Here is a 26,702-nt window from a genome sequence, read left to right on the forward strand (position 1 = left end):
TTAATTAAACACCCTTATTCAACATCTATTTATATTTCTATAAGACATAAAAAAACTTCAGGGGATTTAAATTCTCCCTCTGAAGTGGTTAATCGATCACCTTAGATACTCCTTGAATTGTAAACACTATTTAGCACCTTGACTTTGCACCGGTCTCATTATTTTTAAAATGTCCAACACGTACCCCCTTATAACTATTAAAATATGCTGTTTGATTTTCTTTCTCCATATTATCTCCGTAATCTATATTTTTTTCATTAAATATATAAAAAAATGAAGTTAATTTCTCTAAATTTCTATCTGCTGGTTTATAAGTTGGATCAAACACATATGATGCTCTATAATATTTACACGCCATAGCTGCATCGCCTTTATATTCTGAAATAACTCCTAGTAAATTGTACACTTCTGCCGAATGATCATTTTGAATCATAGCTGCATATAGATACATATGTGCTAGATCATATTTATTTGACTTTATTTCATTAATAGCTTCTTCTATATTATTTTGAAAAGAACTTTCTTCATTACTATTTGTTAACATATAATCACCCCAGGTTATCCTTTCACTTTATATTTATAATTATAATTATAATTATAATTATATCTTATCAAAATCACCATGAACTTGATATTAAGAAAGTATAAAGATAAATCCTGATGTATAAAGATTATGTTAATATTTTAAGTTACGTCTTATTTTTTTTCAAAAAAAAATGAAGCTAAAAGCTTCATTTTTGGAACATTATTCATCTACTAAACGATAACCTACTCCAACCTCCGTTATGATATACTGCGGCCTAGCAGGATCCTTCTCTATTTTTCTTCTTATATTAGCCATAAATACCCTAAGAGACTGTGTATCATTCTCAAAATAACTTCCCCAAATCTCATCAACTATATATTTATGAGTTAACACGCGTCCTGCATATCTTGACATTAGCTCAATTAGTTTATATTCCATTGGTGTTAAATGTATCTCTTTATCTAAAATTATAACTTTACGTTTTTCAAAATCTATCTTTAAATCCTTCACCTTAAATACTGACTGCACATCGTTTTGTGACTTATTCTCTCCATTAAAATGTCTAAGTGCCACTCTAGTTCTAGCTAAAAGCTCTGCTACACTAAAAGGCTTGGTCAAATAATCATCTGCACCTTTATCTAAGGCTTCAACTTTTTCCCTTTCAAGTCCACGAGCTGAAACAACTATAATCCTAGCTTTTGTAGACTCCCTTACTTTCTCAATAACATTAAGTCCATCAATATCTGGTAACCCTAAGTCCAAAATTATTATATCTGGATTATGTGAAAAAATAAGTGTTATAGCCGCATTCCCAAATTCAGTTTCAATGCACTTATATCCCTGTGCTTCAAGCGAAATTTTCATAAATTTTTTAATAGGCTTATCATCTTCAACTATTAAAATCAAAGGCTTCATATCCACTGCCATCACTCCTTATTACAGGTAAACTAAATCTAAAAGTCGCCCCACCAGAAGAGTTATTTAAAGCTTCCATATATCCACCATGTGCTTCTATTATAGACTTACAAATAGCAAGTCCCAATCCTATCCCTCGCTTTTCTAGGGAATTACCCTTAGCCTTGGTATAAAACCTATCAAATATAGTTGGTATATCTTCTTCTGGTATGCCTTTTCCATTATCTGACACCTCAAAAACCACACTATCTTCCTTTTCTGTAACTTTAACTTCTATAATAGAATCACTCTGTGAATACTTGATGGCATTATCAATCAAATTAATAAACACTTGTTCTATTAATAATCCATCTACAAATAATATAACCATTTTTTCTGGTAGTTCAATCTTAATATTATGACTTCCCGAAAACCTTGTAACTCTCGATATAGATTCAGCAACAAGTTCTTCAACAATCTCTACCTCTTTCTTAATTTCAAGCTTACCTTCATCTATCCGTGTCATGCTTAATATATTTTCAACTGAATGTATAAGCCAGCTTGTATCTTCATAAATTATTTCAAGAAGTTCTTTCTTGGTATCATTATCAAGTACATCATAATTATCACTAATAGTAGAAACTGACCCTAATATTCCTGTTAGCGGAGTTCTTAAATCATGCGAAATTGACCTTAAAATATTGCCCCTAAGCCTTTCCGACTCAGTCTCTAAATTTATCTGTCTTTTCTTTTCGTATAACTCTTCTCTTTCAATAGCTAAAGCGATTTGTGTAGAAACGGACTCTAGAAGGATCTTTTCATTTTTTGATAACACATTTTCTTCTAAACATGCGATGCCAATAATTCCAAGAATCCTATTTTGTCCTTTAATGGGATGGTAATATCCAATACTATTTAAGGAAATTTCAGCTTCAATGCCAACTGATTTGCCTGTTTTAAAGCATTTTTCAATTGCTCCAACCTCTATATCTGACTTAAAAATCCCCCTACTATATTCTCCATTAAGCATATATTCACTTGGCTGTTGCAAATTATTTTTATCATCTACTATAGCTATCATAATATTTCTGTTAAACATATCAACTAAATTATCGCCACAAAACTCAACTACTTGTTTTTTATTTCTTGCCGTAAGCAATGATTTATTAATTTTATATAAAATTTGCATTCTATTTTCACGTATATAAGATATCTTAGCTTGCGACTTAACTCTTGAAGTTAAAGTGCTTGTAATAATTGCTGCTATAAGCATTATAATAAAAGTTACTGGATAATCAGCTCTATAAGCTAGAAAGGTATAATATGGCACCGTAAATAAAAAGTTAAATGATAGCACTCCAATTATCGCGGCCAGTATACCATAACCATATCCATCAGTACTTCTTGATACGAATAATACACCTAAAATAAATACTATTATTACATTTGATTCATGTAACCCAATTTTTCTAAATATCAGAGATATTACAGTGGCTAAACTCATAATTACTATAGTTTTAACCACATTGGTAATCATTATTGTTTTAGGTTTGATTTCTTCATAATCACTATATTCATATTCACTAGAAATTTTGAAAAACTTCTCATCAAATTTACCTTTCTTCAAACTCCACATCACCTTCCTAATATATCTAAATATCGTTTATTTAAACTATGACTATCCTAAATGCCTCTTAATTAGCAATGCTAATCTTGAATAATCCATTACTTAAAAAGGATATCTAGTACTATGCTTAGTATGGACAAAATAGTTTTAGTTTTAAAGTTCTAAAAAAAGCATTTCACTTTGAAGTGCTTTTAGTAAATTTTATATATGAAAAAATTAAAGCAAGTGTGATGACTGTTAATATTATTGCTATACCTTTTTTATTGTTACTTATAGGGATTGCTACTTTGTGCCCAGGCTCTATAATTTTAACCGAGCTTGCATGGATATCCATATCCCCCCCATGATCCTTACAAGCCCTATTAAAAGTTCCATTTATCTTAACTATATCTCCCCTATAACCATACTTACCAAATTTTTTTATACTTTGAACTTGTTCAGATTTAATCCATATTCCCATAGCTGTGCTTCCATCATTGATATTTACCCATGAGTATTTACCTCTATTCATACATTCACCAATAGCTTCACCCTTTAATGTAATTTTACTATTATCAATATTTTTGCTATTTTCGATTAATTCATTAAAATTACTATATTCCTTTGCCATACATGTTATTGAAAAAGAAAAAGCCAAAATACACACTACTATTATTGTTTTAAAAGTCTTAACCATAATTTCTTTATGCCTCCAAATGTGACTCCTATTAGCGCAAACACAGATATGAATTCTAATCTTCCTAAATACATTGCAATTATATAATATACCTTCATTGCAGTAGGCATTGTAGGCGCCGTAATCCCAATGGATAATCCTACATTTCCTGTAACTGAAGCTGCTTCAAAAGCTGAACTGAGCACTGGGTATCCATAATAGGTTCCCAACGCAGTACCTATAAAAAATAATATTATATATAATATTATTATTAGGTAAGCAGATTTCACCATTGCATCCTCTAAGATAATTTCCTTTATATGATGAAATTTAAACACCTTTATTTTTCTATCAGAATTTAATAATTTGTTTACCTCTGCAATTATACTTTTAAAAACCAATCCTACCCTTAATCCTTTAAACCCACCTGCCGTAGAACATGCTGATCCACCTATAAGCATGGCTATTATAAGCATAACCACAGGAAAATCGCCCCATTCAGTTGCAAACTGTCTGGCATAAAGATTACCAAACCCTGTAGTTGTATGCGCTGATAATACATTATAAATACCTTTTCTGAAAACCGATATACCATTACTATATACACCTGAATTTGTTAGTTTTAACGCTGTAAAAAAAGAAATAATTAAAGCTGTAATAAAAAAACTCTGTGTTTCAATATTCTTGAATATCTCTTTTTTGTTGCCTTGCCATACTGCATAATGTAATGCAAAATTTAAAGAACCAATGACAAAGAAAATCATTGTTAATAACTCATAGGAAAGACTATGATAATACAGAATGTTTTGAGACATTGGTGCAAATCCACCAGTACTCCACGCAGACATAAAAATAAATAATCCATGAAAGAAAGCACTTACAGGCTGCATGCCTATAAACATTCCATTAATCCAAAGCATAATAGTACCTACAATTAAATACACAATACTTATTTTCCATATAATTCTTGCTGTGTTTTTTACATTAGGTACGAGTTCAGCATCCTTACCTTCACCAACATACATTTTGTAAGCACCTAAAGTATGGTTTACCATAAAACTTAAAGCTAGTACCACCATGCCTTGGCCTCCAACAAAGGTAAGAATGTGTCTCCACATATTTAATCCTAGAGAAAGATGGTCAAGATTTTGAATAAGTAGGACTCCTGTGGTTGTAAATCCACTCATAACATCAAAACATGCATCTAAGAAAGATGTTGTATTTCCACTGAGTTCATAAGGCACCGCACATAACAAAGTTAATATAATCCATGAACTAGATGCAATAATTAACCCATGCTTCCATTGCAACCTTACTTTATCAACCTTGTCTTTACCTGTAAACATAAGAACTATACCTAAACTAATCGCTATATTTATACTAATAATAAAATCTAAAAGCGCGCTCCATTCCTTAAATATCAATGAGATCAATATGGGTATCAACATTAAACTTGCAGTTCCCATTATTACATAGCCTACATAAAAATTTATTATTTTAAAATCATCAAAGTTTTTTGTTATTTTTTTCATATAATCACCTTGCCAAAATCATATTAATGCCATATAAAATAAATAAAAATGTTAATGTATATCCTATCTCTGTAATTACTCCGCATACAATTTTTTTATTAGTCATAATATATTTACCCTCCAATTATAGATTTTTCTACATCATTTTTTTTATCTGTATTTGTGATAATAAGTACTTTATCACCTTCTTTTATATCTACGCAGCCTCTTGGAAAAATTACTTCCCCACTTCTTATTATTGATAGTATTACACATTCCTTAGGTATATTTAACTGCTCTACTGATTTATCTTTCCATGCGCTTCTTTTATCTATTTTTGCTTCTACTAATGTCATTTCTCCTTTATTAATGCTTTCTATAATTTTCAGTGGTTCGCTATTAAATTCACCCTCTATCAAATTGCAAATTACTTGTGTGCTACATACAGTCTTATCCACTCCTAACGCTTCGAAAATTGCTGTATTTTTAGGATTGTTGATTCTAGCTATTGTTTCATTAATATTAAAGTTTACTTTAGCCATCTGACATATTACCAGGTTTTCCTCATCTTTTCCCGTTACTGCAGCTACAACTTCAGCTTGCTCTATATCCGCATCTTCTAATACTTCAACATCTGAGCCATCCCCACATATTACATCTACTTCAAGTTCTTCGGCAACCTTTTCACAAATTTTTGTGTTTTTTTCTATTAACACTACCTGATGTTTTTTTTCTTTTAATGCTTTAACAAGATAGTATCCTACCTTCCCACCGCCAACTACTATTGCTCTCATCTAAGTTTCTCCTTCATTATTGCCTTTACTAACTTTTCTTTATTCTCCTTATTTATGCTACAAATTATTTTGTCACCCTTTTCCAATAGTTCATTTCCATTTGGTATAATAAGTTCCCCCTTTTTGGAAACTGCACATATCCTACAATTAAACTTATCTTCTATTTCTAAAATGTTATTAATTCTAAGTCTGTTTATTGTAATCTCCTCTATTGATATATCATTATTTAATATCAATAATGCATCTGATTTTTTATCTATTATTTTGTTTTTAATTATATTTATACTTACTTCAGTTGGACTTATAGTTTGTAGTCCTAGTTTTCTATAAATAAATTCCCTTGATGGATCAAAAATTCTAGCTATTACTTTAGGCACCTTAAATATATCTTTTGCAATTTGACTAGCCATAATATTTATATTATCTGCTGGAGTCATAGCTAAAAATATATCTGCTTTATCTATTCCCGCGTCTATTAATATATCATTATCTATCTCCACTCCTTTAATTCTAATTCCATTAAATCCACTTCTAAGTCTCTCTAGATTTTCCGCATGTTTATCCACTATTACCACATCATGACCGTCATTAGACAATTCCATAGCAAGTCCGCTACCTAATCTACCACAACCTATTATTACAATATACATAGTATGTTCTCCTTACTTAAATTTCTTTAAAAAAAACCATAGCTGAATTTAAAACTACTTTTAGTAAGTTAATATGAATTTACTATTAAATTTAAATACCATATGCATATTTTAAGCAATTATAGGAAGTAATGCAACTTTGCATAACTGTCCTTAAAATCATTCTCCTACCTGTTATATGTGGTTTAAGAAATCTAGCAATTCTATTCTTTGTTTACATTCGTTTTTGTTCATTTTCCTCATAGTACTAACTCCATAATTGAGTATATAACTTACTTAAAAGAAGTACAGTGTGTTTTTATCTATAATTTGCATATAACACATATTTTACATGTTAAAGTATTCACTTGTAGTTGATTATAATTAATAAAAGTAATATATAAACTTAAAAATACAGATGAGAATATTATCAGGATTATTATTTTATTTAAAATCCTTACTCAACTAAAATTAAGCTATAATTCTACACCATTAAGTGTTAAAATTATAGCTCTATATGTTTAACGACATTTCAGAAGGAAAGTCTCCCACTTCTATAAGTGGGAGTTACATACTCTAACAAATAGAAAACTTCAGCGGGAGTATAAATCTCCTTCTGAAGTCGTTAATGTTTCAGCTCCGCAGGAGATGATTTAATAATACAATTTTTCACTTGGGAAAGAAGGACTGCTATGAAAAGAGCTTTAGTTGTAGATGATACAAAAAATATTCGTACGTTGCTAGGCATTTACCTTAAACTAAACAATTTTGAAGTTTTGATGGCTACTAATGGCCATGAAGCTTTATCATTAATTGATACTGTGCCCGTAGATTTAATATTTTTAGATATTAAAATGCCCGAAATAAGTGGCACAGAAGTTCTAAAACGAATTAGAACTAAAGGAATAACCGCTCCAGTAGTAATTATGACAGCTTTTGCCACAGTTAAAAATGCAGTGGATTGTACTAAACTTGGGGCAATTACTTATTTACAGAAGCCTTTTACTACAGATAAGATTAAAACTATTCTTGCTGAATTGACTACAAAAGATGATACCTATGATAAAAATATTGAACACCAAATAATTACTATAAAATATTTAATAAATGAAAATAACTTAGAAAAAGCATTAGATACTTTAAAAGTGGTTTTATCCACCGATCCAAGTATTCCGGAGATTTATGAATTAATGTCTATAGTATATAGTAGACAAGGAGAATTAAAAAAATCGAAAATATTTCATAATATGTCGGAACAATGGAAATAAAAAAAAAGCACTTCATAAAGAAGTACTTTTTTGGTGGCTTACCGGGGAATCGAACCCCGGACACCATGATTAAAAGTCATGTGCTCTACCAACTGAGCTAGTAAACCATGTTTACCTGGCGACAACCTACTCTTCCACAAGGTCACCCCTGCAGTACCATCGGCGCATTGAAGCTTAACCTTCGTGTTCGGTATGGGAACGGGTGTTACCTTCATGCCATAATCACCAGATTGAGAATATAAATATTCTCTGAAAATTGCACAGTGAATTAGTCTTCTTCCTTACGTCCGAAGCTTCGCGTTATTTCTAATTATTTAGGTCAAGCCCTCGACTTATTAGTATTAGTCAGCTGAACATGTTACCATGCTTACACCTCTAACCTATCAACCTGGTGGTCTTCCAGGAGTCTTACTAACACCGCACTTACGTGCGAGTTATGGGAAATCTCATCTCAGGGTGGGCTTCACGCTTAGATGCTTTCAGCGTTTATCCCTTCCAAACATAGCTACCCAGCGATGCCACTGGCGTGACAACTGGTGCACCAGAGGTTTGTCCATCCCGGTCCTCTCGTACTAAGGACAGCTCCCTTCAAATTTCCTACGCCCGCGACGGATAGGGACCGAACTGTCTCACGACGTTCTGAACCCAGCTCGCGTGCCGCTTTAATGGGCGAACAGCCCAACCCTTGGGACCTACTTCAGCCCCAGGATGCGACGAGCCGACATCGAGGTGCCAAACCTCCCCGTCGATGTGGACTCTTGGGGGAGATCAGCCTGTTATCCCCGAGGTAGCTTTTATCCGTTGAGCGATGGCCCTCCCACGAGGTACCACCGGATCACTAAGCCCGACTTTCGTCCCTGCTCCACTTGTAAGTGTCGCAGTCAGGCTCCCTTCTGCCTTTGCACTCTTCGCGCGATTTCCAACCGCGCTGAGGGAACCTTTGGGCGCCTCCGTTACTTTTTTGGAGGCGACCGCCCCAGTCAAACTGCCCACCTAACAATGTCCTGTGACCAGATTCATGGCCTCCAGTTAGAACCTCAGTACTGTCAGGGTGGTATCCCAAGGATGACTCCACACAGGCTGACGCCCATGTTTCTCAGTCTCCCACCTATCCTGTACAGACAATACCGAAATTCAATGCTAAGCTACAGTAAAGCTCTACGGGGTCTTTCCGTCCAATCGCGGGTAGCAAGCATCTTCACTTGCACTACAATTTCGCCGGATGTGTTGTTGAGACAGTGCCCAAATCATTACGCCATTCGTGCGGGTCGGAACTTACCCGACAAGGAATTTCGCTACCTTAGGACCGTTATAGTTACGGCCGCCGTTTACTGGGGCTTAAGTTCATACCTTCGCTTGCGCTAAGTAATCCCCTTAACCTTCCAGCACCGGGCAGGCGTCAGCCCCTATACATCAGCTTTCGCTTTAGCAGAGACCTGTGTTTTTGCTAAACAGTTGCTTGGGCCTATTCTCTGCGACCTACTTACGTAGGCACCCCTTCTCCCGAAGTTACGGGGTCAATTTGCCGAGTTCCTTAACAACAATTCTTCCGATGGTCTTAGGATTCTCTCCTCACCTACCTGTGTCGGTTTGCGGTACGGGCACCAATATCCTCGATAGAGACTTTTCTTGGCAGCGTGGAATCAGATACTTCGGGAATAAATTCCCTTCCCCATCACATCTCAGCGTTAAGAGCAAACGGATTTGCCTGCTTGCTCCGCCTAAATGCTTAGACACACATCCAATAGTGTGCACATCTTATCCTCCTGCGTCATCCCATTTCTAATAACGTCCATTGGTGGTATCGGAATATCAACCGATTGTCCATCACCTACGCCTTTCGGCCTCGGCTTAGGTCCCGACTAACCCTGAGAGGACGAGCCTTCCTCAGGAAACCTTAGGTTTTCGACCGTTAAGATTCTCACTTAACTCTCGCTACTCATGCCAACATTCTCACTTCTGTACCGTCCACCACTCCTTACGGTATGACTTCAGCCAGTACAGAAAGCTCCTCTACCGCGTACACAATTGTGTACACCCATAGCTTCGGTGGTAAGTTTTAGCCCCGGACATCTTCGGCGCAGGATCTCTTGACTAGTGAGCTATTACGCACTCTTTAAATGAGTGGCTGCTTCTGAGCCAACATCCTAGTTGTCTTAGAAATCCCACATCCTTTTCCACTTAACTTACACTTTGGGACCTTAGCTGATGGTCTGGGCTGTTTCCCTTTTGACTACGGATCTTATCATTCGCAGTCTGACTGCCGAAATAAAAGTATATGGCATTCGGAGTTTGATAGGGTTCAGTAACTGTTGTCAGCCCCTAGCCCATTCAGTGCTCTACCTCCATTACTCAATTAATCGACGCTAGCCCTAAAGCTATTTCGAGGAGAACCAGCTATCTCCGAGTTCGATTGGAATTTCTCCGCTATCCACAGCTCATCCCATGGTTTTTCAACACCAACGTGGTTCGGACCTCCACGGAATTTTACTTCCGCTTCATCCTGGCCATGGATAGGTCACCCGGTTTCGGGTCTACGACATGCAACTATGCGCCCTATTCAGACTTGGTTTCCCTTCGGCTCCGTACCTTAAGTACTTAACCTTGCTACATATCGTAACTCGTTGGCTCGTTCTACAAAAAGCACGCCGTCACACATATAAAGTGCTTCGACCGGTTGTAGGCACACGGTTTCAGGTTCTATTTCACTCCCCTTCCGGGGTTCTTTTCACCTTTCCCTCACGGTACTTCTTCACTATCGGTCACTAGGTAGTATTTAGCCTTGGGAGGTGGTCCTCCCAGCTTCCCACAAGGTTTCACGTGTCTCGTGGTACTCTGGATTAGATCTGACTGTTTTTCCTTTTCATTTACAGGCCTATTACCTTCTGCGGAGCAGCTTTCCAGCTATCTTCAATTAAGGAATTGCAGTATTTATGATCTATCCTCAACCCCCAGATCAAAGACCTGGGTTTGGGCTCTTTCCCTTTCGCTCGCCGCTACTTAGGAAATCGATGTTTCTTTCTCTTCCTCCGGGTACTTAGATGTTTCAGTTCCCCGGGTCTACCTCTGCATACCTATTTATTCAGTATGCAGTACATAGTTGTTACTATGTGGGTTCCCCCATTCGGAAATCTTTGGATCACAGGCTATTTGCGCCTACCCAAAGCTTATCGCAGCTTAACGCGTCCTTCTTCGGCTCCTAGTGCCAAGGCATTCGCCATGCGCCCTTTGTAGCTTGACCTTGATTCTGTCTATTTACATAGACGGTTATATTAATTTTGCGAAATTGTATTAAATTAATTTATAAACTACTTGCGTAGTTTTAATTTTTTTAAAACAACTTTTTTCACTGTGCAATTTTCAAAGAACATTTTAAGAAAAACTATTCATTATCTAACTCCTAAGAGTTAGATAAAATTAGTCTCTCAAAATTAAACAGAGAACTAGGTACGATTAATTACAATAGATATTTTTGAAGAACAAATTAATATTCTTCTATTGCATCGACCGAAGTCAATACATCTACTCCCTAGAAAGGAGGTGATCCAGCCGCAGGTTCTCCTACGGCTACCTTGTTACGACTTCACCCCAATCATCAATCCCACCTTCGGCCGCTGGCTCCTTACGGTTACCTCACGGACTTCGGGTGTTACCAACTCTCATGGTGTGACGGGCGGTGTGTACAAGGCCCGGGAACGTATTCACCGCGACATGCTGATTCGCGATTACTAGCAACTCCGGCTTCATGTAGGCGAGTTGCAGCCTACAATCCGAACTGGGATGAGTTTTTGAGTTTGGCTCCACCTTGCGGTCTTGCATCTCTTTGTACTCACCATTGTAGCACGTGTGTAGCCCTAGACATAAGGGGCATGATGATTTGACGTCATCCCCACCTTCCTCCCGGTTAACCCGGGCAGTCTCACTAGAGTGCTCAACTTAATGGTAGCAACTAATGATAAGGGTTGCGCTCGTTGCGGGACTTAACCCAACATCTCACGACACGAGCTGACGACAACCATGCACCACCTGTCACCCTGTCCCGAAGGACTTCGCCCATCTCTGGGTTATGCAGGGGATGTCAAGTCTAGGTAAGGTTCTTCGCGTTGCTTCGAATTAAACCACATGCTCCGCTGCTTGTGCGGGCCCCCGTCAATTCCTTTGAGTTTTAATCTTGCGATCGTACTCCCCAGGCGGAATACTTAATGTGTTAACGGCGGCACCGAGGTTCGACCCCCGACACCTAGTATTCATCGTTTACGGCGTGGACTACCAGGGTATCTAATCCTGTTTGCTCCCCACGCTTTCATGCCTCAGCGTCAGTTACAGTCCAGTAAGTCGCCTTCGCCACTGGTGTTCTTCCTAATCTCTACGCATTTCACCGCTACACTAGGAATTCCACTTACCTCTCCTGCACTCTAGACACCCAGTTTCAAATGCAGCACCCAAGTTAAGCTCGGGTATTTCACATCTGACTTAAATGTCCGCCTACGCATCCTTTACGCCCAGTAAATCCGGACAACGCTTGCCACCTACGTATTACCGCGGCTGCTGGCACGTAGTTAGCCGTGGCTTCCTCCTCTGGTACCGTCATTATCGTCCCAGAAGACAGAACTTTACAACCCGAAGGCCTTCATCATTCACGCGGCGTTGCTGCGTCAGGGTTTCCCCCATTGCGCAATATTCCCCACTGCTGCCTCCCGTAGGAGTCTGGACCGTGTCTCAGTTCCAATGTGGCCGATCACCCTCTCAGGTCGGCTACGCATCGTCGCCTTGGTGAGCCGTTACCTCACCAACTAGCTAATGCGCCGCGGGTCCATCTCAAAGTGGAATTTTCCGAAGAAAAATCCTTTGATGTTTCGATCATGCGACCAAAACATATTATGCGGTATTAATCTCCCTTTCGGGAGGCTATTCCCCTCTTTGAGGCAGGTTACCCACGTGTTACTCACCCGTCCGCCGCTAATCCACCCCGAAAGGTTTCATCGCTCGACTTGCATGTGTTAGGCACGCCGCCAGCGTTCGTCCTGAGCCAGGATCAAACTCTCAATTTAAAAGTTTACACTTTTTTAGTTGAAATGATTAATCTGCGACAACTGTTAAGTTGTTACGCAAGCTCATTACATACTTTTTAGTCTTACGACTAAATTTTACTTTATACTAAAGTAATTAACTGGTTTAACGAAATATTATTTCGCTATCTTTACCTATTTCTCTGTTTAATTTTCAAAGACCAATTTGCTTTGTCATCATGTGATGACTGCTACTATTATATCTGTTATATCTTAAGTTGTCAACAGTTTTTTTAATTCTTTTAACTGTTATTCTTCTTAATCTTTCTTGCTTCATCACTATTGAACCGCAGCGACAATTAATATAATATCATCTTTCAAAAACATAATATTTCATTTTTTTCTTTCATACGACAATTATATACAGTATTCTTTATAATGCTATTGTATGTTAAGTTTCTTTTGTACTGACACACTAGGAATAGTATACCTTTATACACCAAATAATATACCAGCTTCATCACATTATACTTAGTTATAAATAAAGTGTAAGCCCTCTACATTAAGAAAAAACTCAATAAAGAGGACTTGCAACTATTATATTAAATAATCACCTGCGGTGCTGCAACTGCTTCGCAGAAGATGCATCGACGACTTCAGAAGAAAATTTATACTGCCACTGAAGTTTTTTCTTTATTATAGTCCGTAACCCCCTCTTATACAAGAGGGGGACGTTCCTTCTAAAATGTCATTAAAAATTCGGAAGATTATCTAAGTTGTCTTCTGTGATACTATTGGGTGATGACCTTATAACATCATTCCCATTTCTATTTTTACCAACAATCACCGATTCTACTGTTCCCCTCTTTGCTAACGCTACAACCTTACTCACATCCAATTCTTCACCTGTACTAGTTAATACATTTGTGATATCTCCGTCTGCATTTTTTCTTACCTTAACTATCTTCATAAAAATACATCTCCTCGTTAATTAATATAAGTAGAATTCAACATCTAAATTTTTTTAATACTATATTGTTTTTTATGTTAGCTTTTACATCACATATTTAGTATTTCCCTTTTTACCATTGTTTTATTACTAAACTATTACAAATCATATAAATTAATATTTACTAACTATCCTTTTAATATAATGAAAGCATGTAACTAATTACATGCTTTCATTATATTAAATCATCTCCTACGGAGCTGCAATATTAACCTATAGGGCTTTTAAATCCATTACCTTCAACCTCAGCTATATCAATTATAGAAATAAAAGCTTCTTGGTCTATAACTTTTATTACTCTCTTAATTTGTGGTAGTTGACCCAATGAAACAACACAATACACTATATTTTTTCTATGTTTAGTATATGCGCCTTCTCCATATAAAATAGTTACTCCTCTATTAAAATTACTCATTATCGCATCACTTACTTCTTTTTCTTTTTCTGATACTATTAAAAGCATTTTTCGTCGGTTTAATCCATTCATAACTTTTTCCATAACAGCCACCGTAATATACATAGAAATCAGAGTATATAATCCAACTTTAAAATTAAATAATACAGATCCAACAGCTACAATTAAGAAATTTATTGTAAAGCTCATTATACCTATTTCTATATCATATTTCTTTTTAGCATATATAGCTAAAATATCCATACCACCTGTAGATCCTTCATTAGAAAAAACAATTCCAGTCCCTATACCTGAAAGTATCCCGCCATATATACAGTAAAGAAGTCTATAAGACTCTTCAACAGGAGCAAGAACATTATTTAAAGATGAGGTAAGCATTAAACAAACCGATAGCGAAATGGTCCCCAATATCGTAAATGCAGTGAATTTCTTATTTATTTTTAATATACTTAATATAAGAAGTGGAATATTAAATATCAATAATGTAATACCCATTGGAAGATTGAAAATATACTGTAACATTAGCCCTATTCCTGAAAGCCCTCCACTAAGAAGCTTATTTGGAATTATAAATAAATTTATTGCAACCGCTAAAATAAAAGTGCCTAAAATAATAAGAACTATTTTCTTAAATAAATCTTTAAAATCAGTGCTAGATACCTTTTTCATAAACTATCTCCTTGTCTTTCTCTGAAATACAAAACAGCTATTAATTGGTTTGTACCATATATTTTTGTATCTTCTTCTATTATTATATACCATTTAACACTTAAAACAAGCAGAAGTACCATCCTATATTTTTATAATTTATACAATGAAAATAACAACTTATTTTATGAAAATAAATGCATTTATGTTACACTTAATTGAGGTGATTTTATGAATAATTTAGTAAATGATTGGAACGAGCTCTTATTAGAAGAATCTAATAAAGATTATTATTTAAAATTAAGATATTTTTTAAAAGAAGAATATGAAAAGGCGCAAATATATCCTGAAATGCAGGATATATTTAATTCACTTAAATATACGGCATATAATGATGTAAAAATTGTTATACTTGGTCAAGATCCTTACCATGGACCTAGCCAAGCTCACGGTTTAAGTTTTTCTGTAAAAACAAATGTACCCATTCCCCCTTCTTTATTAAATATATATAAGGAATTAAATAATGATGTAGGCTGTTATATTCCTAATCACGGTTATTTAAAGAAATGGGCTGATCAGGGTGTTCTGCTCTTAAATACCGTTCTTACTGTTAGATCCGGAGAGGCTAATTCACATAAAAATAAAGGTTGGGAACATTTTACGGACAAAATCATTGCTTTATTAAACGAGAAAACAGAGCCTATAGTTTTTATTTTATGGGGGAACAATGCTCAGACAAAACAATCTCTTGTAACAAATCCAATACACTACATAATAAAGTCTGTTCACCCAAGCCCATTATCCGCATATAGAGGTTTTTTTAATAGTAAACCTTTTTCTGATGCTAATAATTTTTTAACTTCGGTAGGCGAAAAAAACATCGATTGGCAAATTGAAAATTTATAAATATATCACTCCAACTAAAAAAAACGTCTTAGAATTATCTAAGACGTTTTTGGTGGCTAGACCAGGAATCGAACCAGGGACACGAGGATTTTCAGTCCTCTGCTCTACCGACTGAGCTATCCAGCCACATTACCTGGCGACAACCTACTCTTCCACAAGGTCACCCCTGCAGTACCATCGGCGCATTGAAGCTTAACCTTCGTGTTCGGTATGGGAACGGGTGTTACCTTCATGCCATAATCACCAGATTGAGAATATAAATATTCTCTGAAAATTGCACAGTGAATTAGTCTTTTCGCTCACGCTCAAAGCCTCGCTTCTTTCTTACGAAAGAAGTATATCGCATTACTTTTAATTATATATTTAGGTCAAGCCCTCGACTTATTAGTATTAGTCAGCTGAACATGTTACCATGCTTACACCTCTAACCTATCAACCTGGTGGTCTTCCAGGAGTCTTACTAACATCGCACTTACGTGCGAGTTATGGGAAATCTCATCTCAGGGTGGGCTTCACGCTTAGATGCTTTCAGCGTTTATCCCTTCCAAACATAGCTACCCAGCGATGCCACTGGCGTGACAACTGGTGCACCAGAGGTTTGTCCATCCCGGTCCTCTCGTACTAAGGACAGCTCCCTTCAAATTTCCTACGCCCGCGACGGATAGGGACCGAACTGTCTCACGACGTTCTGAACCCAGCTCGCGTGCCGCTTTAATGGGCGAACAGCCCAACCCTTGGGACCTACTTCAGCCCCAGGATGCGACGAGCCGACATCGAGGTGCCAAACCTCCCCGTCGATGTGGACTCTTGGGGGAGATCAGCCTGTTATCCCCGAGGTAGCTTTTATCCGTTGAGCGATGGCCCTCCCACGAGGTACCACCGGATCACTAAGCCCGACTTTCGTCCCTGCTCCACTTGTAAGTGTCGCAGTCAGGCTCCCTTCTGCCTTTGCACTCTTCGCGCGATTTCCAACCGCGCTGAGGGAACCTTTGGGCGCCTCCGTTACTTTTTTGGAGGCGACCGCCCCAGTCAAACTGCCCACCTAACAATGTCCTGTGACCAGATTCATGGCCTCCAGTTAGAACCTCAGTACTGTCAGGGTGGTATCCCAAGGATGACTCCACACAGGCTGACGCCCATGTTTCTCAGTCTCCCACCTATCCTGTACAGACAATACCGAAATTCAATGCTAAGCTACAGTAAAGCTCTACGGGGTCTTTCCGTCCAATCGCGGGTAGCAAGCATCTTCACTTGCACTACAATTTCGCCGGATGTGTTGTTGAGACAGTGCCCAAATCATTACGCCATTCGTGCGGGTCGGAACTTACCCGACAAGGAATTTCGCTACCTTAGGACCGTTATAGTTACGGCCGCCGTTTACTGGGGCTTAAGTTCATACCTTCGCTTGCGCTAAGTAATCCCCTTAACCTTCCAGCACCGGGCAGGCGTCAGCCCCTATACATCAGCTTTCGCTTTAGCAGAGACCTGTGTTTTTGCTAAACAGTTGCTTGGGCCTATTCTCTGCGACCTACTTACGTAGGCACCCCTTCTCCCGAAGTTACGGGGTCAATTTGCCGAGTTCCTTAACAACAATTCTTCCGATGGTCTTAGGATTCTCTCCTCACCTACCTGTGTCGGTTTGCGGTACGGGCACCAATATCCTCGATAGAGACTTTTCTTGGCAGCGTGGAATCAGATACTTCGGGAATAAATTCCCTTCCCCATCACATCTCAGCGTTAAGAGCAAACGGATTTGCCTGCTTGCTCCGCCTAAATGCTTAGACACACATCCAATAGTGTGCACATCTTATCCTCCTGCGTCATCCCATTTCTAATAACGTCCATTGGTGGTATCGGAATATCAACCGATTGTCCATCACCTACGCCTTTCGGCCTCGGCTTAGGTCCCGACTAACCCTGAGAGGACGAGCCTTCCTCAGGAAACCTTAGGTTTTCGACCGTTAAGATTCTCACTTAACTCTCGCTACTCATGCCAACATTCTCACTTCTGTACCGTCCACCACTCCTTACGGTATGACTTCAGCCAGTACAGAAAGCTCCTCTACCGCGTACACAATTGTGTACACCCATAGCTTCGGTGGTAAGTTTTAGCCCCGGACATCTTCGGCGCAGGATCTCTTGACTAGTGAGCTATTACGCACTCTTTAAATGAGTGGCTGCTTCTGAGCCAACATCCTAGTTGTCTTAGAAATCCCACATCCTTTTCCACTTAACTTACACTTTGGGACCTTAGCTGATGGTCTGGGCTGTTTCCCTTTTGACTACGGATCTTATCATTCGCAGTCTGACTGCCGAAATAAAAGTATATGGCATTCGGAGTTTGATAGGGTTCAGTAACTGTTGTCAGCCCCTAGCCCATTCAGTGCTCTACCTCCATTACTCAATTAATCGACGCTAGCCCTAAAGCTATTTCGAGGAGAACCAGCTATCTCCGAGTTCGATTGGAATTTCTCCGCTATCCACAGCTCATCCCATGGTTTTTCAACACCAACGTGGTTCGGACCTCCACGGAATTTTACTTCCGCTTCATCCTGGCCATGGATAGGTCACCCGGTTTCGGGTCTACGACATGCAACTATGCGCCCTATTCAGACTTGGTTTCCCTTCGGCTCCGTACCTTAAGTACTTAACCTTGCTACATATCGTAACTCGTTGGCTCGTTCTACAAAAAGCACGCCGTCACACATATAAAGTGCTTCGACCGGTTGTAGGCACACGGTTTCAGGTTCTATTTCACTCCCCTTCCGGGGTTCTTTTCACCTTTCCCTCACGGTACTTCTTCACTATCGGTCACTAGGTAGTATTTAGCCTTGGGAGGTGGTCCTCCCAGCTTCCCACAAGGTTTCACGTGTCTCGTGGTACTCTGGATTAGATCTGACTGTTTTTCCTTTTCATTTACAGGCCTATTACCTTCTGCGGAGCAGCTTTCCAGCTATCTTCAATTAAGGAATTGCAGTATTTATGATCTATCCTCAACCCCCAGATCAAAGACCTGGGTTTGGGCTCTTTCCCTTTCGCTCGCCGCTACTTAGGAAATCGATGTTTCTTTCTCTTCCTCCGGGTACTTAGATGTTTCAGTTCCCCGGGTCTACCTCTGCATACCTATTTATTCAGTATGCAGTACATAGTTGTTACTATGTGGGTTCCCCCATTCGGAAATCTTTGGATCACAGGCTATTTGCGCCTACCCAAAGCTTATCGCAGCTTAACGCGTCCTTCTTCGGCTCCTAGTGCCAAGGCATTCGCCATGCGCCCTTTGTAGCTTGACCTTGATTCTGTCTATTTACATAGACGGTTATATTAATTTTGCGAAATTGTATTAAATTAATTTATAAACTACTTGCGTAGTTTTAATTTTTTTAAAACAACTTTTTTCACTGTGCAATTTTCAAAGAACATTTTAAGAAAAACTATTCATTATCTAACTCCTAAGAGTTAGATAAAATTAGTCTCTCAAAATTAAACAGAGAACTAGGTACGATTAATTACAATAGATATTTTTGAAGAATAAATTAATATTCTTCTATTGCATCGACCGAAGTCAATACATCTACTCCCTAGAAAGGAGGTGATCCAGCCGCAGGTTCTCCTACGGCTACCTTGTTACGACTTCACCCCAATCATCAATCCCACCTTCGGCCGCTGGCTCCTTACGGTTACCTCACGGACTTCGGGTGTTACCAACTCTCATGGTGTGACGGGCGGTGTGTACAAGGCCCGGGAACGTATTCACCGCGACATGCTGATTCGCGATTACTAGCAACTCCGGCTTCATGTAGGCGAGTTGCAGCCTACAATCCGAACTGGGATGAGTTTTTGAGTTTGGCTCCACCTTGCGGTCTTGCATCTCTTTGTACTCACCATTGTAGCACGTGTGTAGCCCTAGACATAAGGGGCATGATGATTTGACGTCATCCCCACCTTCCTCCCGGTTAACCCGGGCAGTCTCACTAGAGTGCTCAACTTAATGGTAGCAACTAATGATAAGGGTTGCGCTCGTTGCGGGACTTAACCCAACATCTCACGACACGAGCTGACGACAACCATGCACCACCTGTCACCCTGTCCCGAAGGACTTCGCCCATCTCTGGGTTATGCAGGGGATGTCAAGTCTAGGTAAGGTTCTTCGCGTTGCTTCGAATTAAACCACATGCTCCGCTGCTTGTGCGGGCCCCCGTCAATTCCTTTGAGTTTTAATCTTGCGATCGTACTCCCCAGGCGGAATACTTAATGTGTTAACGGCGGCACCGAGGTTCGACCCCCGACACCTAGTATTCATCGTTTACGGCGTGGACTACCAGGGTATCTAATCCTGTTTGCTCCCCACGCTTTCATGCCTCAGCGTCAGTTACAGTCCAGTAAGTCGCCTTCGCCACTGGTGTTCTTCCTAATCTCTACGCATTTCACCGCTACACTAGGAATTCCACTTACCTCTCCTGCACTCTAGACACCCAGTTTCAAATGCAGCACCCAAGTTAAGCTCGGGTATTTCACATCTGACTTAAATGTCCGCCTACGCATCCTTTACGCCCAGTAAATCCGGACAACGCTTGCCACCTACGTATTACCGCGGCTGCTGGCACGTAGTTAGCCGTGGCTTCCTCCTCTGGTACCGTCATTATCGTCCCAGAAGACAGAACTTTACAACCCGAAGGCCTTCATCATTCACGCGGCGTTGCTGCGTCAGGGTTTCCCCCATTGCGCAATATTCCCCACTGCTGCCTCCCGTAGGAGTCTGGACCGTGTCTCAGTTCCAATGTGGCCGATCACCCTCTCAGGTCGGCTACGCATCGTCGCCTTGGTGAGCCGTTACCTCACCAACTAGCTAATGCGCCGCGGGTCCATCTCAAAGTGGAATTTTCCGAAGAAAAATCCTTTGATGTTTCGATCATGCGACCAAAACATATTATGCGGTATTAATCTCCCTTTCGGGAGGCTATTCCCCTCTTTGAGGCAGGTTACCCACGTGTTACTCACCCGTCCGCCGCTAATCCACCCCGAAAGGTTTCATCGCTCGACTTGCATGTGTTAGGCACGCCGCCAGCGTTCGTCCTGAGCCAGGATCAAACTCTCAATTTAAAAGTTTACACTTTTTTAGTTGAAATGATTAATCTGCGACAACTGTTAAGTCGTTTAATCAACAATTAAGTTGATTCGCAAGCTCATTACATACTTTTAGTCTTACGACTAAATTTTACTTTATACTAAAGTAATTAACTGGTTTAACGAAATATTATTTCGCTATCTTTACCTATTTCTCTGTTTAATTTTCAAAGACCAATTTACTTTGTCATCATGTGACGACCTCTACTACTCTACCAGTTATTTAATCATCTGTCAACAGTTTTTTAATCTTTTAATTTAAATTCTCTGTTGTAATGATTACTTTCTCGCAGCTAAACTGTAGCAACATGTAATATCTTATCATAATTATTTTTATCTGTTTTATGATGCGTATTACTTATCTTAATATAAGTGCACAATAATCTTATTTTCTTACTTATTCTACGTTTTTCTCATATTGATACACTAGGATTAGTATACATATCATATACTTGTAAACTCATCCTAAACGCTTAAATTCATAAAAATATCTATTCCAATAGCCATTCTAGTTATAAATAAAATTTCAATCATATTAGATTAGTTAACTGTTTTTAACCTTATAAAAAACCATTTGATCTCTCCATTCACCATTTATGTATAAATGTTTTTCACTTATACCAAGTTCTTTAAACCCACAACTACTTAAAACTCTTTGTGACTTTTCATTATCTATTAAAGTAGTTGCTTCTATTCTATGAAGCTCTAATTCTTCAAAAGCATATTTCATTACAAGTTTAACTGATTCTTTCATATATCCCTTACTTTGTTCCTTTTCATCCATAGAATAACCTATAAACGCATTTTTAAAACTGCCCATCACTATATTCGATATCTTTATTTTGCCAATAAGTTTGTTATTCTTGTATATCCCAAAATTCACAACATTACCATTCAAAAATTGTTTATAGCTCTCTACTAAAGTACGTTTTTGGCTCTCTAAAGTATAAAACGTCTCATCTCTAGACGGTTCAAAAGGCCTTAGAAATTTTCTGTTTCTTAAATGAAACTCTAACACTTCTTCCGCATCGCTTGGAATTAATGCATGAATCTTAATATTCATTCCCTTAATTGTAAGTTCTCTTTTTATTGAATTTTTTTTAAGTCCAAACTCATTTATACCAAACATCATTTCTGATTGATATTCAGATTTATTTACTACACTATCTGTGATAATACCTTCTAACTGAAATCCTAAATCAATAAAAGCACTAATATTTATACTTTCATGAACCATAACATTTACTTTGTTTAATCCCATATTTTTAAACAAAATACCCAGCATAAGATTTAACGTATCTTTTAAATACTCATAACCCCCATTATTGTGGTTATGAAATTTCAATCTAAACTGACAAAACTTATTTTTTTTATCTAATTCAACTATAAATATTCTTCCTAGTATAATATAATTACTATCCTTTATTATATACTCTCTATCATTACCTTTTAAAGCTTCTAAATTTACGTACTTACCTTTGTTCATCTTAAGCCCCTTTATCTACACTAAAATCATTAATTAAAGTTTAATAGTTGCTTTTCTTCATACCATTTATTATAACATAACCAATTATAATATTATATTTTTCTTCAATAGCTTTTAATTTTTTGTTATACTTGTAGCATAGTTGAAAAATAATTATAGAAGAAAGGTTTGAGCACAATGAATAAGCAAAATATTAATAAATTAAAACTTTTTCTAATGGGCCTAGAAAATAGATTTTCTGAAAACTGTTCAATATTTAAACAAATTGATACTACCTATATAACAGGTCTAAAAGAGTTTAAAGGAACAGGTATTTATGATAATGGAAATATTAAATATAATTTTAATGGAAAAACAGAAACTTTGAGTATAAATCAATTATTTTCTAACATAACTAAAGAAGCCGAAAGCTATGAATGCTCATCTCTAGTTTATAGTGAAAGAGGTTCTTCAATTTTAATCTCTGCAGATAATAAAAATGTAACTATGAAGAGCTTAAATGTGGATTTCGTAGAGGATGAAGACTTAAATACTATTTCTTCTAAATTACCCTCTACTCATATTAGTAGAACTACCTCCACTCTTTTGAATAGAGATTACTATATAAAGATTGGTAGTGCAGATGCTTTGTTAAAAGAAATAGGCATAATGAGTAAAGATGGTAAAATTAAAAATGATAAAATAAGAAAATATAATCAAATTGATCACTATGTAGAACTCTTAGAAGGAATTTTAGATAAGCTCCCACAACATCAAGTTATAAATATATTAGATTGTGGTTGTGGAAAATCCTATTTATCATTTGTACTAAACTATTATTTAACTGAAGTTAAAAAGAAAAAATGCCATTTTATTGGGCTAGATTACTCTAAATCTATAATAGACTCATCTAAAAACATGGCCAAAAACTTAAATTACAGGAATATGGAGTTCCATGCTATTGATATTAAAGATTATGAACCTGATAAAACTATACATGTAGTATTATCATTACACGCTTGTGACACTGCTACAGATATGGCATTAGCTCTAGGTATCAGAGTAAACTCTAATATAATCATCGCAGTTCCATGCTGCCATCGAGAATTTTTAAAGCAATATTCTTATGAACCCTTTAAAAACATACTAAAGCAGGGTGTATTTAAATCGAGAATGGCCGATATTTTAACAGATGGAATGCGTTCATTACTGCTAGAAGCTAAAGGATATGATGTTTCTGTAGTAGAATATATATCTCCTCTTGAAACACCTAAAAATCTAATGATAAGAGCCATAAAGACAAGTGAAGAAAATGATACAGCTATGGATGAATATATATCTTTAATGAGTAATTTAAATGTTTATCCAGCGTTGTATTCGTTTTTGAATTAATGGTAAATATATTTACACAAATAATTTTCAACAAAAATAAGAGTGCATTAATTTTCACTCTTATTTTTGTTCATCCCAATAACATTAAATATTAATTTTTCTTTTTAACGACATTTCAGAAGGAAAGTCTCCCACTTCTATAAGTTGGAGTATAAATCCCCTTCTGGAGTCGTTAGTTCATCTTCTTCGAAGCTGTTCAGCTCCGCAGGAGATGATTTAATTAAATCCTTAATAACTTCTCCACCAAGTATCATTCCTGCTACTGGAGGAACGAAAGATATACTACCTGGAATTTGTCTTTTTATAGCACACTTTTTTGAACCTCCTGTACATACACAACCTTCTTTGCATGTTATAACCTCCTCTAACTTCGGCCTCATAGGGGTTTCCTCTGAGTAAACAACCTTTAAGCTATCAATATTTCTCTTTCTTAGCTCCTGTCTTATAACCCTTGCAAGTGGACATACTTTTGTATCATAAATATCTGCGACTCTAAATAGCGTTGGATCTAATTTATTTCCAGTCCCTAAACAGCATATAATATTGATATTACGTTTTCTGCAGTGTTCAACTAATGATATTTTTGAAGCTACTGTATCGATAGCATCTACTACATAATCTGTGTCCTCAGTAATTATATCTCCCATATTATCTGCAGTTACGAATGTTTCATGAGTGATAACTTCACATTTAGGATTTATTTCGAGTATTCTATCCTTCATTACTAAAACCTTACTTTTACCTATAGTTTTAAATGTAGCATGTATTTGTCTATTTAAGTTTGTTAAACAAATTGTATCATCATCTATTAATACCAATTTCCCAACACCTGCTCTTACTAGTGCTTCAACTGTATAACTACCAACTCCACCTATTCCAAAAACTACTACTTTACTTTCTCGTAATTTATTTAAACTGTCCATACCTATGAGTAATTCTGTTCTTGACAATGAATGCTGTGGCATATGTTTCTCTCTCCTTTTAAATATATCTTATTTTAAGTATTATATGTTTTCATATTATAAAATTTATTAATAAAACAAATCAATTTCATAATTTAATTATACCCTATATATTTAAAAAGACCACGCATATGGAGGCCACTGAAAAACTATATAAAAAAATCGTCATCTAATTAAAGATGGCGATTTTTTTATATAAAAGACTAAAAAACAAAAAGGAATTTTAAAAGATATGTCGAATTAGTATAGTAGAATAAAATAAAAGGGGCTAAACTATTATGCTAAAAGGACAATTGGAAATAAAAATAAATACATACCATAGCTTATATTCGTTAATTATTCCGAAAGATAACATTTTAAAGCAAATTAATGACCTTGTTGACTTTTCATTTGTTTATGACGAATTGATGATTAACTATAGTTCATCTATGGGTAGAGGTGCTATTAACCCCATAATGCTATTTAAATATTTACTTTTGAAAGTAATATATGAATTGTCTGATGAAGATGTTGTTGAAAGAACTCTTTATGACATGTCCTTTAAATATTTTCTAAATTTAGCCCCAGAAGAAACAAATTTAATAAACTCAAGTACACTAACTAAATTTAGAAAGCTTCGCCTTAAAGACATGAATTTATTGGATTTATTAATAAACAAGACTGTAGAACTTGCTATAAAAGAGGGAGTTTTAAAAAGTAAAGCAATAATAGTTGATGCTACGCATACCAAGTCACGTTATAACCAAAAGTCAGCAAGCGAGGAATTATTGAAACGTGCAAAAAACTTAAGAAAAACATTGTACGGAGTACATCCTGGTATTAAAGAAGAGTTACCTAATAAAGTTACAACTGGAGTACTTGAAGATATTCTTGAGTACTGCAAATTATTAATTGATACCATAAACGAGAAGCCAGAAACTGCAGCAAATCCAGCTGTGAAAACTAAATTAAACTACTTAATGGAAGCTATTAATGATGACTTAGAAAATCTAAAAATATCAAAAGATGAGGATGCAAAAGTGGGGCATAAAACTGAGGATAGTTCTTTTTTTGGATATAAATCACACCTTGCTATGAGTGAAGAACGTTTAATTACAGCAGCTGTTATTACAACTGGCGAAAAAAGTGATGGAAAGGAGCTCATAACCTTAATAGAAAAAAGCCGTGAGGCTGGTATAGATGTAAATGAAGTAATTGGAGATACAGCTTATTCTGAAAAGAAAAACCTAGAATATACAAAAGAAAATAAAATTGCATTAATTTCAAGACTAAATCCTGTAATTTCACAAGGAATGCGAAAAAAAGAAGATGAATTTGAGTTTAATAAAGATGCTGGTTTATTTGTATGTCCGGCAGGTCATATGGCTATTAAAAAAGCAAAACAGGGAAAGAAGAATGTTGGTAAAAATCAAGTGCTAACCTACTATTTTAATGTAGAAAAGTGTAAAAATTGTGTTCATAAAGATGGGTGTTATAAAGAAGGCGCTAAATCTAAAACTTATTCAGTTTCAATAAAGTCAAATACTCACAAAGATCAAATAGAGTTCGAAAAAAGTGAATATTTTAAAAAACGAGCTAGGGAACGTTATATGATAGAGGCTAAAAACAGTGAACTTAAGCACCAACATAGCTATGATGTAGCAATATCGTCAGGCTTAATTAGCATGCAAATGCAAGGTGCATTATCAATCTTCACTGTGAATCTAAAGAGAATAATTAAGTTGAAAAGCATGAAATAGGGCTTTTAAAACTTAATTATAAAATAAAAAGCATGAGATATCCAAAATATGGACATCTCATGCTTTTTCTATTCAAGCTTGAAAACTCTACTAAATAAAGAGTGCTTTTTTCAGCGGCCTCCGCATATG

16 protein-coding genes, 2 tRNA genes and 6 rRNA genes are annotated in these 26,702 nt (G+C 36.8%); 4 read left to right on the plus strand and 20 right to left on the minus strand.

Going from position 1 to position 26,702, the window contains the following annotated elements; translation table 11 throughout:
• Window positions 1–130: 130 nt before the first annotated feature.
• The 7 genes from ACWJKE_RS12500 to ACWJKE_RS12530 form a co-directional block, all read right to left on the minus strand.
• Complete coding sequence (locus tag ACWJKE_RS12500) at window positions 131–544, minus strand: tetratricopeptide repeat protein (protein WP_220287439.1); 414 nt, start codon at window positions 542–544, stop codon at window positions 131–133.
• A gap of 201 nt (window positions 545–745) precedes the next feature.
• Window positions 746–1,447 carry a response regulator gene (locus tag ACWJKE_RS12505; protein ID WP_216304196.1) on the minus strand — a complete coding sequence of 234 codons (702 nt, stop codon included), beginning with the start codon at window positions 1,445–1,447 and terminating at the stop codon, window positions 746–748.
• Window positions 1,416–3,047 (minus strand): DUF4118 domain-containing protein, encoded by a 1,632-nt coding sequence (locus ACWJKE_RS12510; RefSeq protein WP_258280597.1) that lies wholly within the window; start codon window positions 3,045–3,047, stop codon window positions 1,416–1,418. Before ACWJKE_RS12510 ends, ACWJKE_RS12505 begins: the two co-directional genes overlap by 32 nt.
• A 175-nt stretch (window positions 3,048–3,222) precedes the next feature.
• Window positions 3,223–3,723 (minus strand): hypothetical protein, encoded by a 501-nt coding sequence (locus ACWJKE_RS12515; RefSeq protein WP_216304194.1) that lies wholly within the window; start codon window positions 3,721–3,723, stop codon window positions 3,223–3,225.
• Window positions 3,699–5,234, minus strand: a complete 1,536-nt coding sequence (locus tag ACWJKE_RS12520; RefSeq protein WP_220287443.1) for a TrkH family potassium uptake protein — start codon at window positions 5,232–5,234, stop codon at window positions 3,699–3,701. Before ACWJKE_RS12520 ends, ACWJKE_RS12515 begins: the two co-directional genes overlap by 25 nt.
• 113 nt (window positions 5,235–5,347) lie before the next feature.
• The gene (locus tag ACWJKE_RS12525; RefSeq protein ID WP_165413760.1) at window positions 5,348–6,007 is read right to left on the minus strand and encodes a potassium channel family protein; all 660 of its coding nucleotides are present in this window, start codon (window positions 6,005–6,007) and stop codon (window positions 5,348–5,350) included.
• Entirely contained in the window at window positions 6,004–6,657 is a 654-nt protein-coding gene (locus tag ACWJKE_RS12530; RefSeq protein WP_220287445.1) for a potassium channel family protein, read from the minus strand. Before ACWJKE_RS12530 ends, ACWJKE_RS12525 begins: the two co-directional genes overlap by 4 nt.
• Window positions 6,658–7,328: 671 nt before the next feature.
• Between ACWJKE_RS12530 and ACWJKE_RS12535 the strand changes: the two genes are divergently transcribed.
• Window positions 7,329–7,904, plus strand: coding sequence for a response regulator (locus ACWJKE_RS12535; RefSeq protein WP_220287447.1), 576 nt, complete (start codon window positions 7,329–7,331; stop codon window positions 7,902–7,904).
• Window positions 7,905–7,935: 31 nt separating this feature from the next.
• Here ACWJKE_RS12535 and ACWJKE_RS12540 read toward each other — a convergent pair.
• The 7 genes from ACWJKE_RS12540 to ACWJKE_RS12570 all read right to left on the minus strand — a co-directional run bounded on the left by ACWJKE_RS12540 (window position 7,936) and on the right by ACWJKE_RS12570 (window position 15,006).
• Window positions 7,936–8,011, minus strand: a tRNA-Lys gene (locus ACWJKE_RS12540).
• A gap of 6 nt (window positions 8,012–8,017) precedes the next feature.
• Window positions 8,018–8,134 (minus strand): 5S ribosomal RNA (rrf, locus tag ACWJKE_RS12545).
• 85 nt (window positions 8,135–8,219) lie between these two features.
• Window positions 8,220–11,145: ribosomal RNA gene (locus ACWJKE_RS12550) — 23S ribosomal RNA — on the minus strand.
• Between the two features lie 292 nt (window positions 11,146–11,437).
• Window positions 11,438–12,955, minus strand: a 16S ribosomal RNA gene (locus tag ACWJKE_RS12555).
• The 16S, 23S and 5S rRNA genes sit together here with 1 tRNA gene alongside, the layout of an rRNA operon.
• A gap of 172 nt (window positions 12,956–13,127) precedes the next feature.
• Window positions 13,128–13,250, minus strand: a complete 123-nt coding sequence (locus ACWJKE_RS12560; RefSeq protein ID WP_258280598.1) for a hypothetical protein — start codon at window positions 13,248–13,250, stop codon at window positions 13,128–13,130.
• A gap of 414 nt (window positions 13,251–13,664) precedes the next feature.
• Window positions 13,665–13,883, minus strand: coding sequence for a DUF3892 domain-containing protein (locus ACWJKE_RS12565; RefSeq protein ID WP_165415007.1), 219 nt, complete (start codon window positions 13,881–13,883; stop codon window positions 13,665–13,667).
• A gap of 247 nt (window positions 13,884–14,130) precedes the next feature.
• Entirely contained in the window at window positions 14,131–15,006 is an 876-nt protein-coding gene (locus ACWJKE_RS12570) for a YitT family protein (protein ID WP_165415008.1), read from the minus strand.
• A gap of 210 nt (window positions 15,007–15,216) precedes the next feature.
• Here ACWJKE_RS12570 and ACWJKE_RS12575 point away from each other — a divergent pair, with 210 nt between their 5' ends.
• Complete coding sequence (locus ACWJKE_RS12575) at window positions 15,217–15,891, plus strand: uracil-DNA glycosylase (RefSeq protein WP_216304615.1); 675 nt, start codon at window positions 15,217–15,219, stop codon at window positions 15,889–15,891.
• Between the two features lie 50 nt (window positions 15,892–15,941).
• Here the strand turns inward: ACWJKE_RS12575 and ACWJKE_RS12580 are convergent.
• The 5 genes from ACWJKE_RS12580 to ACWJKE_RS12600 all read right to left on the minus strand — a co-directional run bounded on the left by ACWJKE_RS12580 (window position 15,942) and on the right by ACWJKE_RS12600 (window position 22,501).
• A tRNA-Phe gene (locus ACWJKE_RS12580) sits at window positions 15,942–16,017 on the minus strand.
• 5 nt (window positions 16,018–16,022) lie between these two features.
• A 5S ribosomal RNA gene (gene rrf / locus ACWJKE_RS12585) occupies window positions 16,023–16,139 on the minus strand.
• 116 nt (window positions 16,140–16,255) lie between these two features.
• Window positions 16,256–19,181, minus strand: a 23S ribosomal RNA gene (locus ACWJKE_RS12590).
• A 292-nt stretch (window positions 19,182–19,473) separates the two neighbouring features.
• Window positions 19,474–20,991, minus strand: a 16S ribosomal RNA gene (locus ACWJKE_RS12595).
• Window positions 20,992–21,559: 568 nt separating this feature from the next.
• Window positions 21,560–22,501 (minus strand): GNAT family N-acetyltransferase, encoded by a 942-nt coding sequence (locus tag ACWJKE_RS12600; RefSeq protein ID WP_216304493.1) that lies wholly within the window; start codon window positions 22,499–22,501, stop codon window positions 21,560–21,562.
• Between the two features lie 177 nt (window positions 22,502–22,678).
• Between ACWJKE_RS12600 and ACWJKE_RS12605 the strand changes: the two genes are divergently transcribed.
• A complete protein-coding gene (locus ACWJKE_RS12605) occupies window positions 22,679–23,872 on the plus strand; it encodes a class I SAM-dependent methyltransferase (RefSeq protein ID WP_216304492.1) in 1,194 nt (397 codons plus the stop codon).
• Between the two features lie 137 nt (window positions 23,873–24,009).
• On the opposite strand, the gene ACWJKE_RS12610 is transcribed toward ACWJKE_RS12605, so the two are convergent.
• Window positions 24,010–24,837 carry a tRNA threonylcarbamoyladenosine dehydratase gene (locus ACWJKE_RS12610; RefSeq protein ID WP_216304491.1) on the minus strand — a complete coding sequence of 276 codons (828 nt, stop codon included), beginning with the start codon at window positions 24,835–24,837 and terminating at the stop codon, window positions 24,010–24,012.
• Between the two features lie 275 nt (window positions 24,838–25,112).
• Between ACWJKE_RS12610 and ACWJKE_RS12615 the strand changes: the two genes are divergently transcribed.
• Entirely contained in the window at window positions 25,113–26,573 is a 1,461-nt protein-coding gene (locus ACWJKE_RS12615; RefSeq protein ID WP_220287894.1) for an IS1182 family transposase, read from the plus strand.
• The last annotated feature ends 129 nt before the right edge of the window (window positions 26,574–26,702 follow it).

This window comes from Clostridium sp. CM036, assembly GCF_055081135.1.

Bases quoted from the DNA above. Each gene is read 5' to 3' on its own strand.
- ACWJKE_RS12565 (WP_165415007.1), bottom strand. From the start codon at position 13,883: ATGAAGATAGTTAAGGTAAGAAAAAATGCAGACGGAGATATCACAAAT.
- ACWJKE_RS12515 (WP_216304194.1), bottom strand. From the start codon at position 3,723: ATGGTTAAGACTTTTAAAACAATAATAGTAGTGTGTATTTTGGCTTTT.
- ACWJKE_RS12500 (WP_220287439.1), bottom strand. From the start codon at position 544: ATGTTAACAAATAGTAATGAAGAAAGTTCTTTTCAAAATAATATAGAA.
- ACWJKE_RS12610 (WP_216304491.1), bottom strand. From the start codon at position 24,837: ATGCCACAGCATTCATTGTCAAGAACAGAATTACTCATAGGTATGGAC.
- ACWJKE_RS12570 (WP_165415008.1), bottom strand. From the start codon at position 15,006: ATGAAAAAGGTATCTAGCACTGATTTTAAAGATTTATTTAAGAAAATA.
- ACWJKE_RS12600 (WP_216304493.1), bottom strand. From the start codon at position 22,501: ATGAACAAAGGTAAGTACGTAAATTTAGAAGCTTTAAAAGGTAATGAT.
- ACWJKE_RS12615 (WP_220287894.1), top strand. From the start codon at position 25,113: ATGCTAAAAGGACAATTGGAAATAAAAATAAATACATACCATAGCTTA.
- ACWJKE_RS12520 (WP_220287443.1), bottom strand. From the start codon at position 5,234: ATGAAAAAAATAACAAAAAACTTTGATGATTTTAAAATAATAAATTTT.
- ACWJKE_RS12605 (WP_216304492.1), top strand. From the start codon at position 22,679: ATGAATAAGCAAAATATTAATAAATTAAAACTTTTTCTAATGGGCCTA.
- ACWJKE_RS12535 (WP_220287447.1), top strand. From the start codon at position 7,329: ATGAAAAGAGCTTTAGTTGTAGATGATACAAAAAATATTCGTACGTTG.
- ACWJKE_RS12560 (WP_258280598.1), bottom strand. From the start codon at position 13,250: ATGAAGCAAGAAAGATTAAGAAGAATAACAGTTAAAAGAATTAAAAAA.
- ACWJKE_RS12575 (WP_216304615.1), top strand. From the start codon at position 15,217: ATGAATAATTTAGTAAATGATTGGAACGAGCTCTTATTAGAAGAATCT.
- ACWJKE_RS12525 (WP_165413760.1), bottom strand. From the start codon at position 6,007: ATGAGAGCAATAGTAGTTGGCGGTGGGAAGGTAGGATACTATCTTGTT.
- ACWJKE_RS12530 (WP_220287445.1), bottom strand. From the start codon at position 6,657: ATGTATATTGTAATAATAGGTTGTGGTAGATTAGGTAGCGGACTTGCT.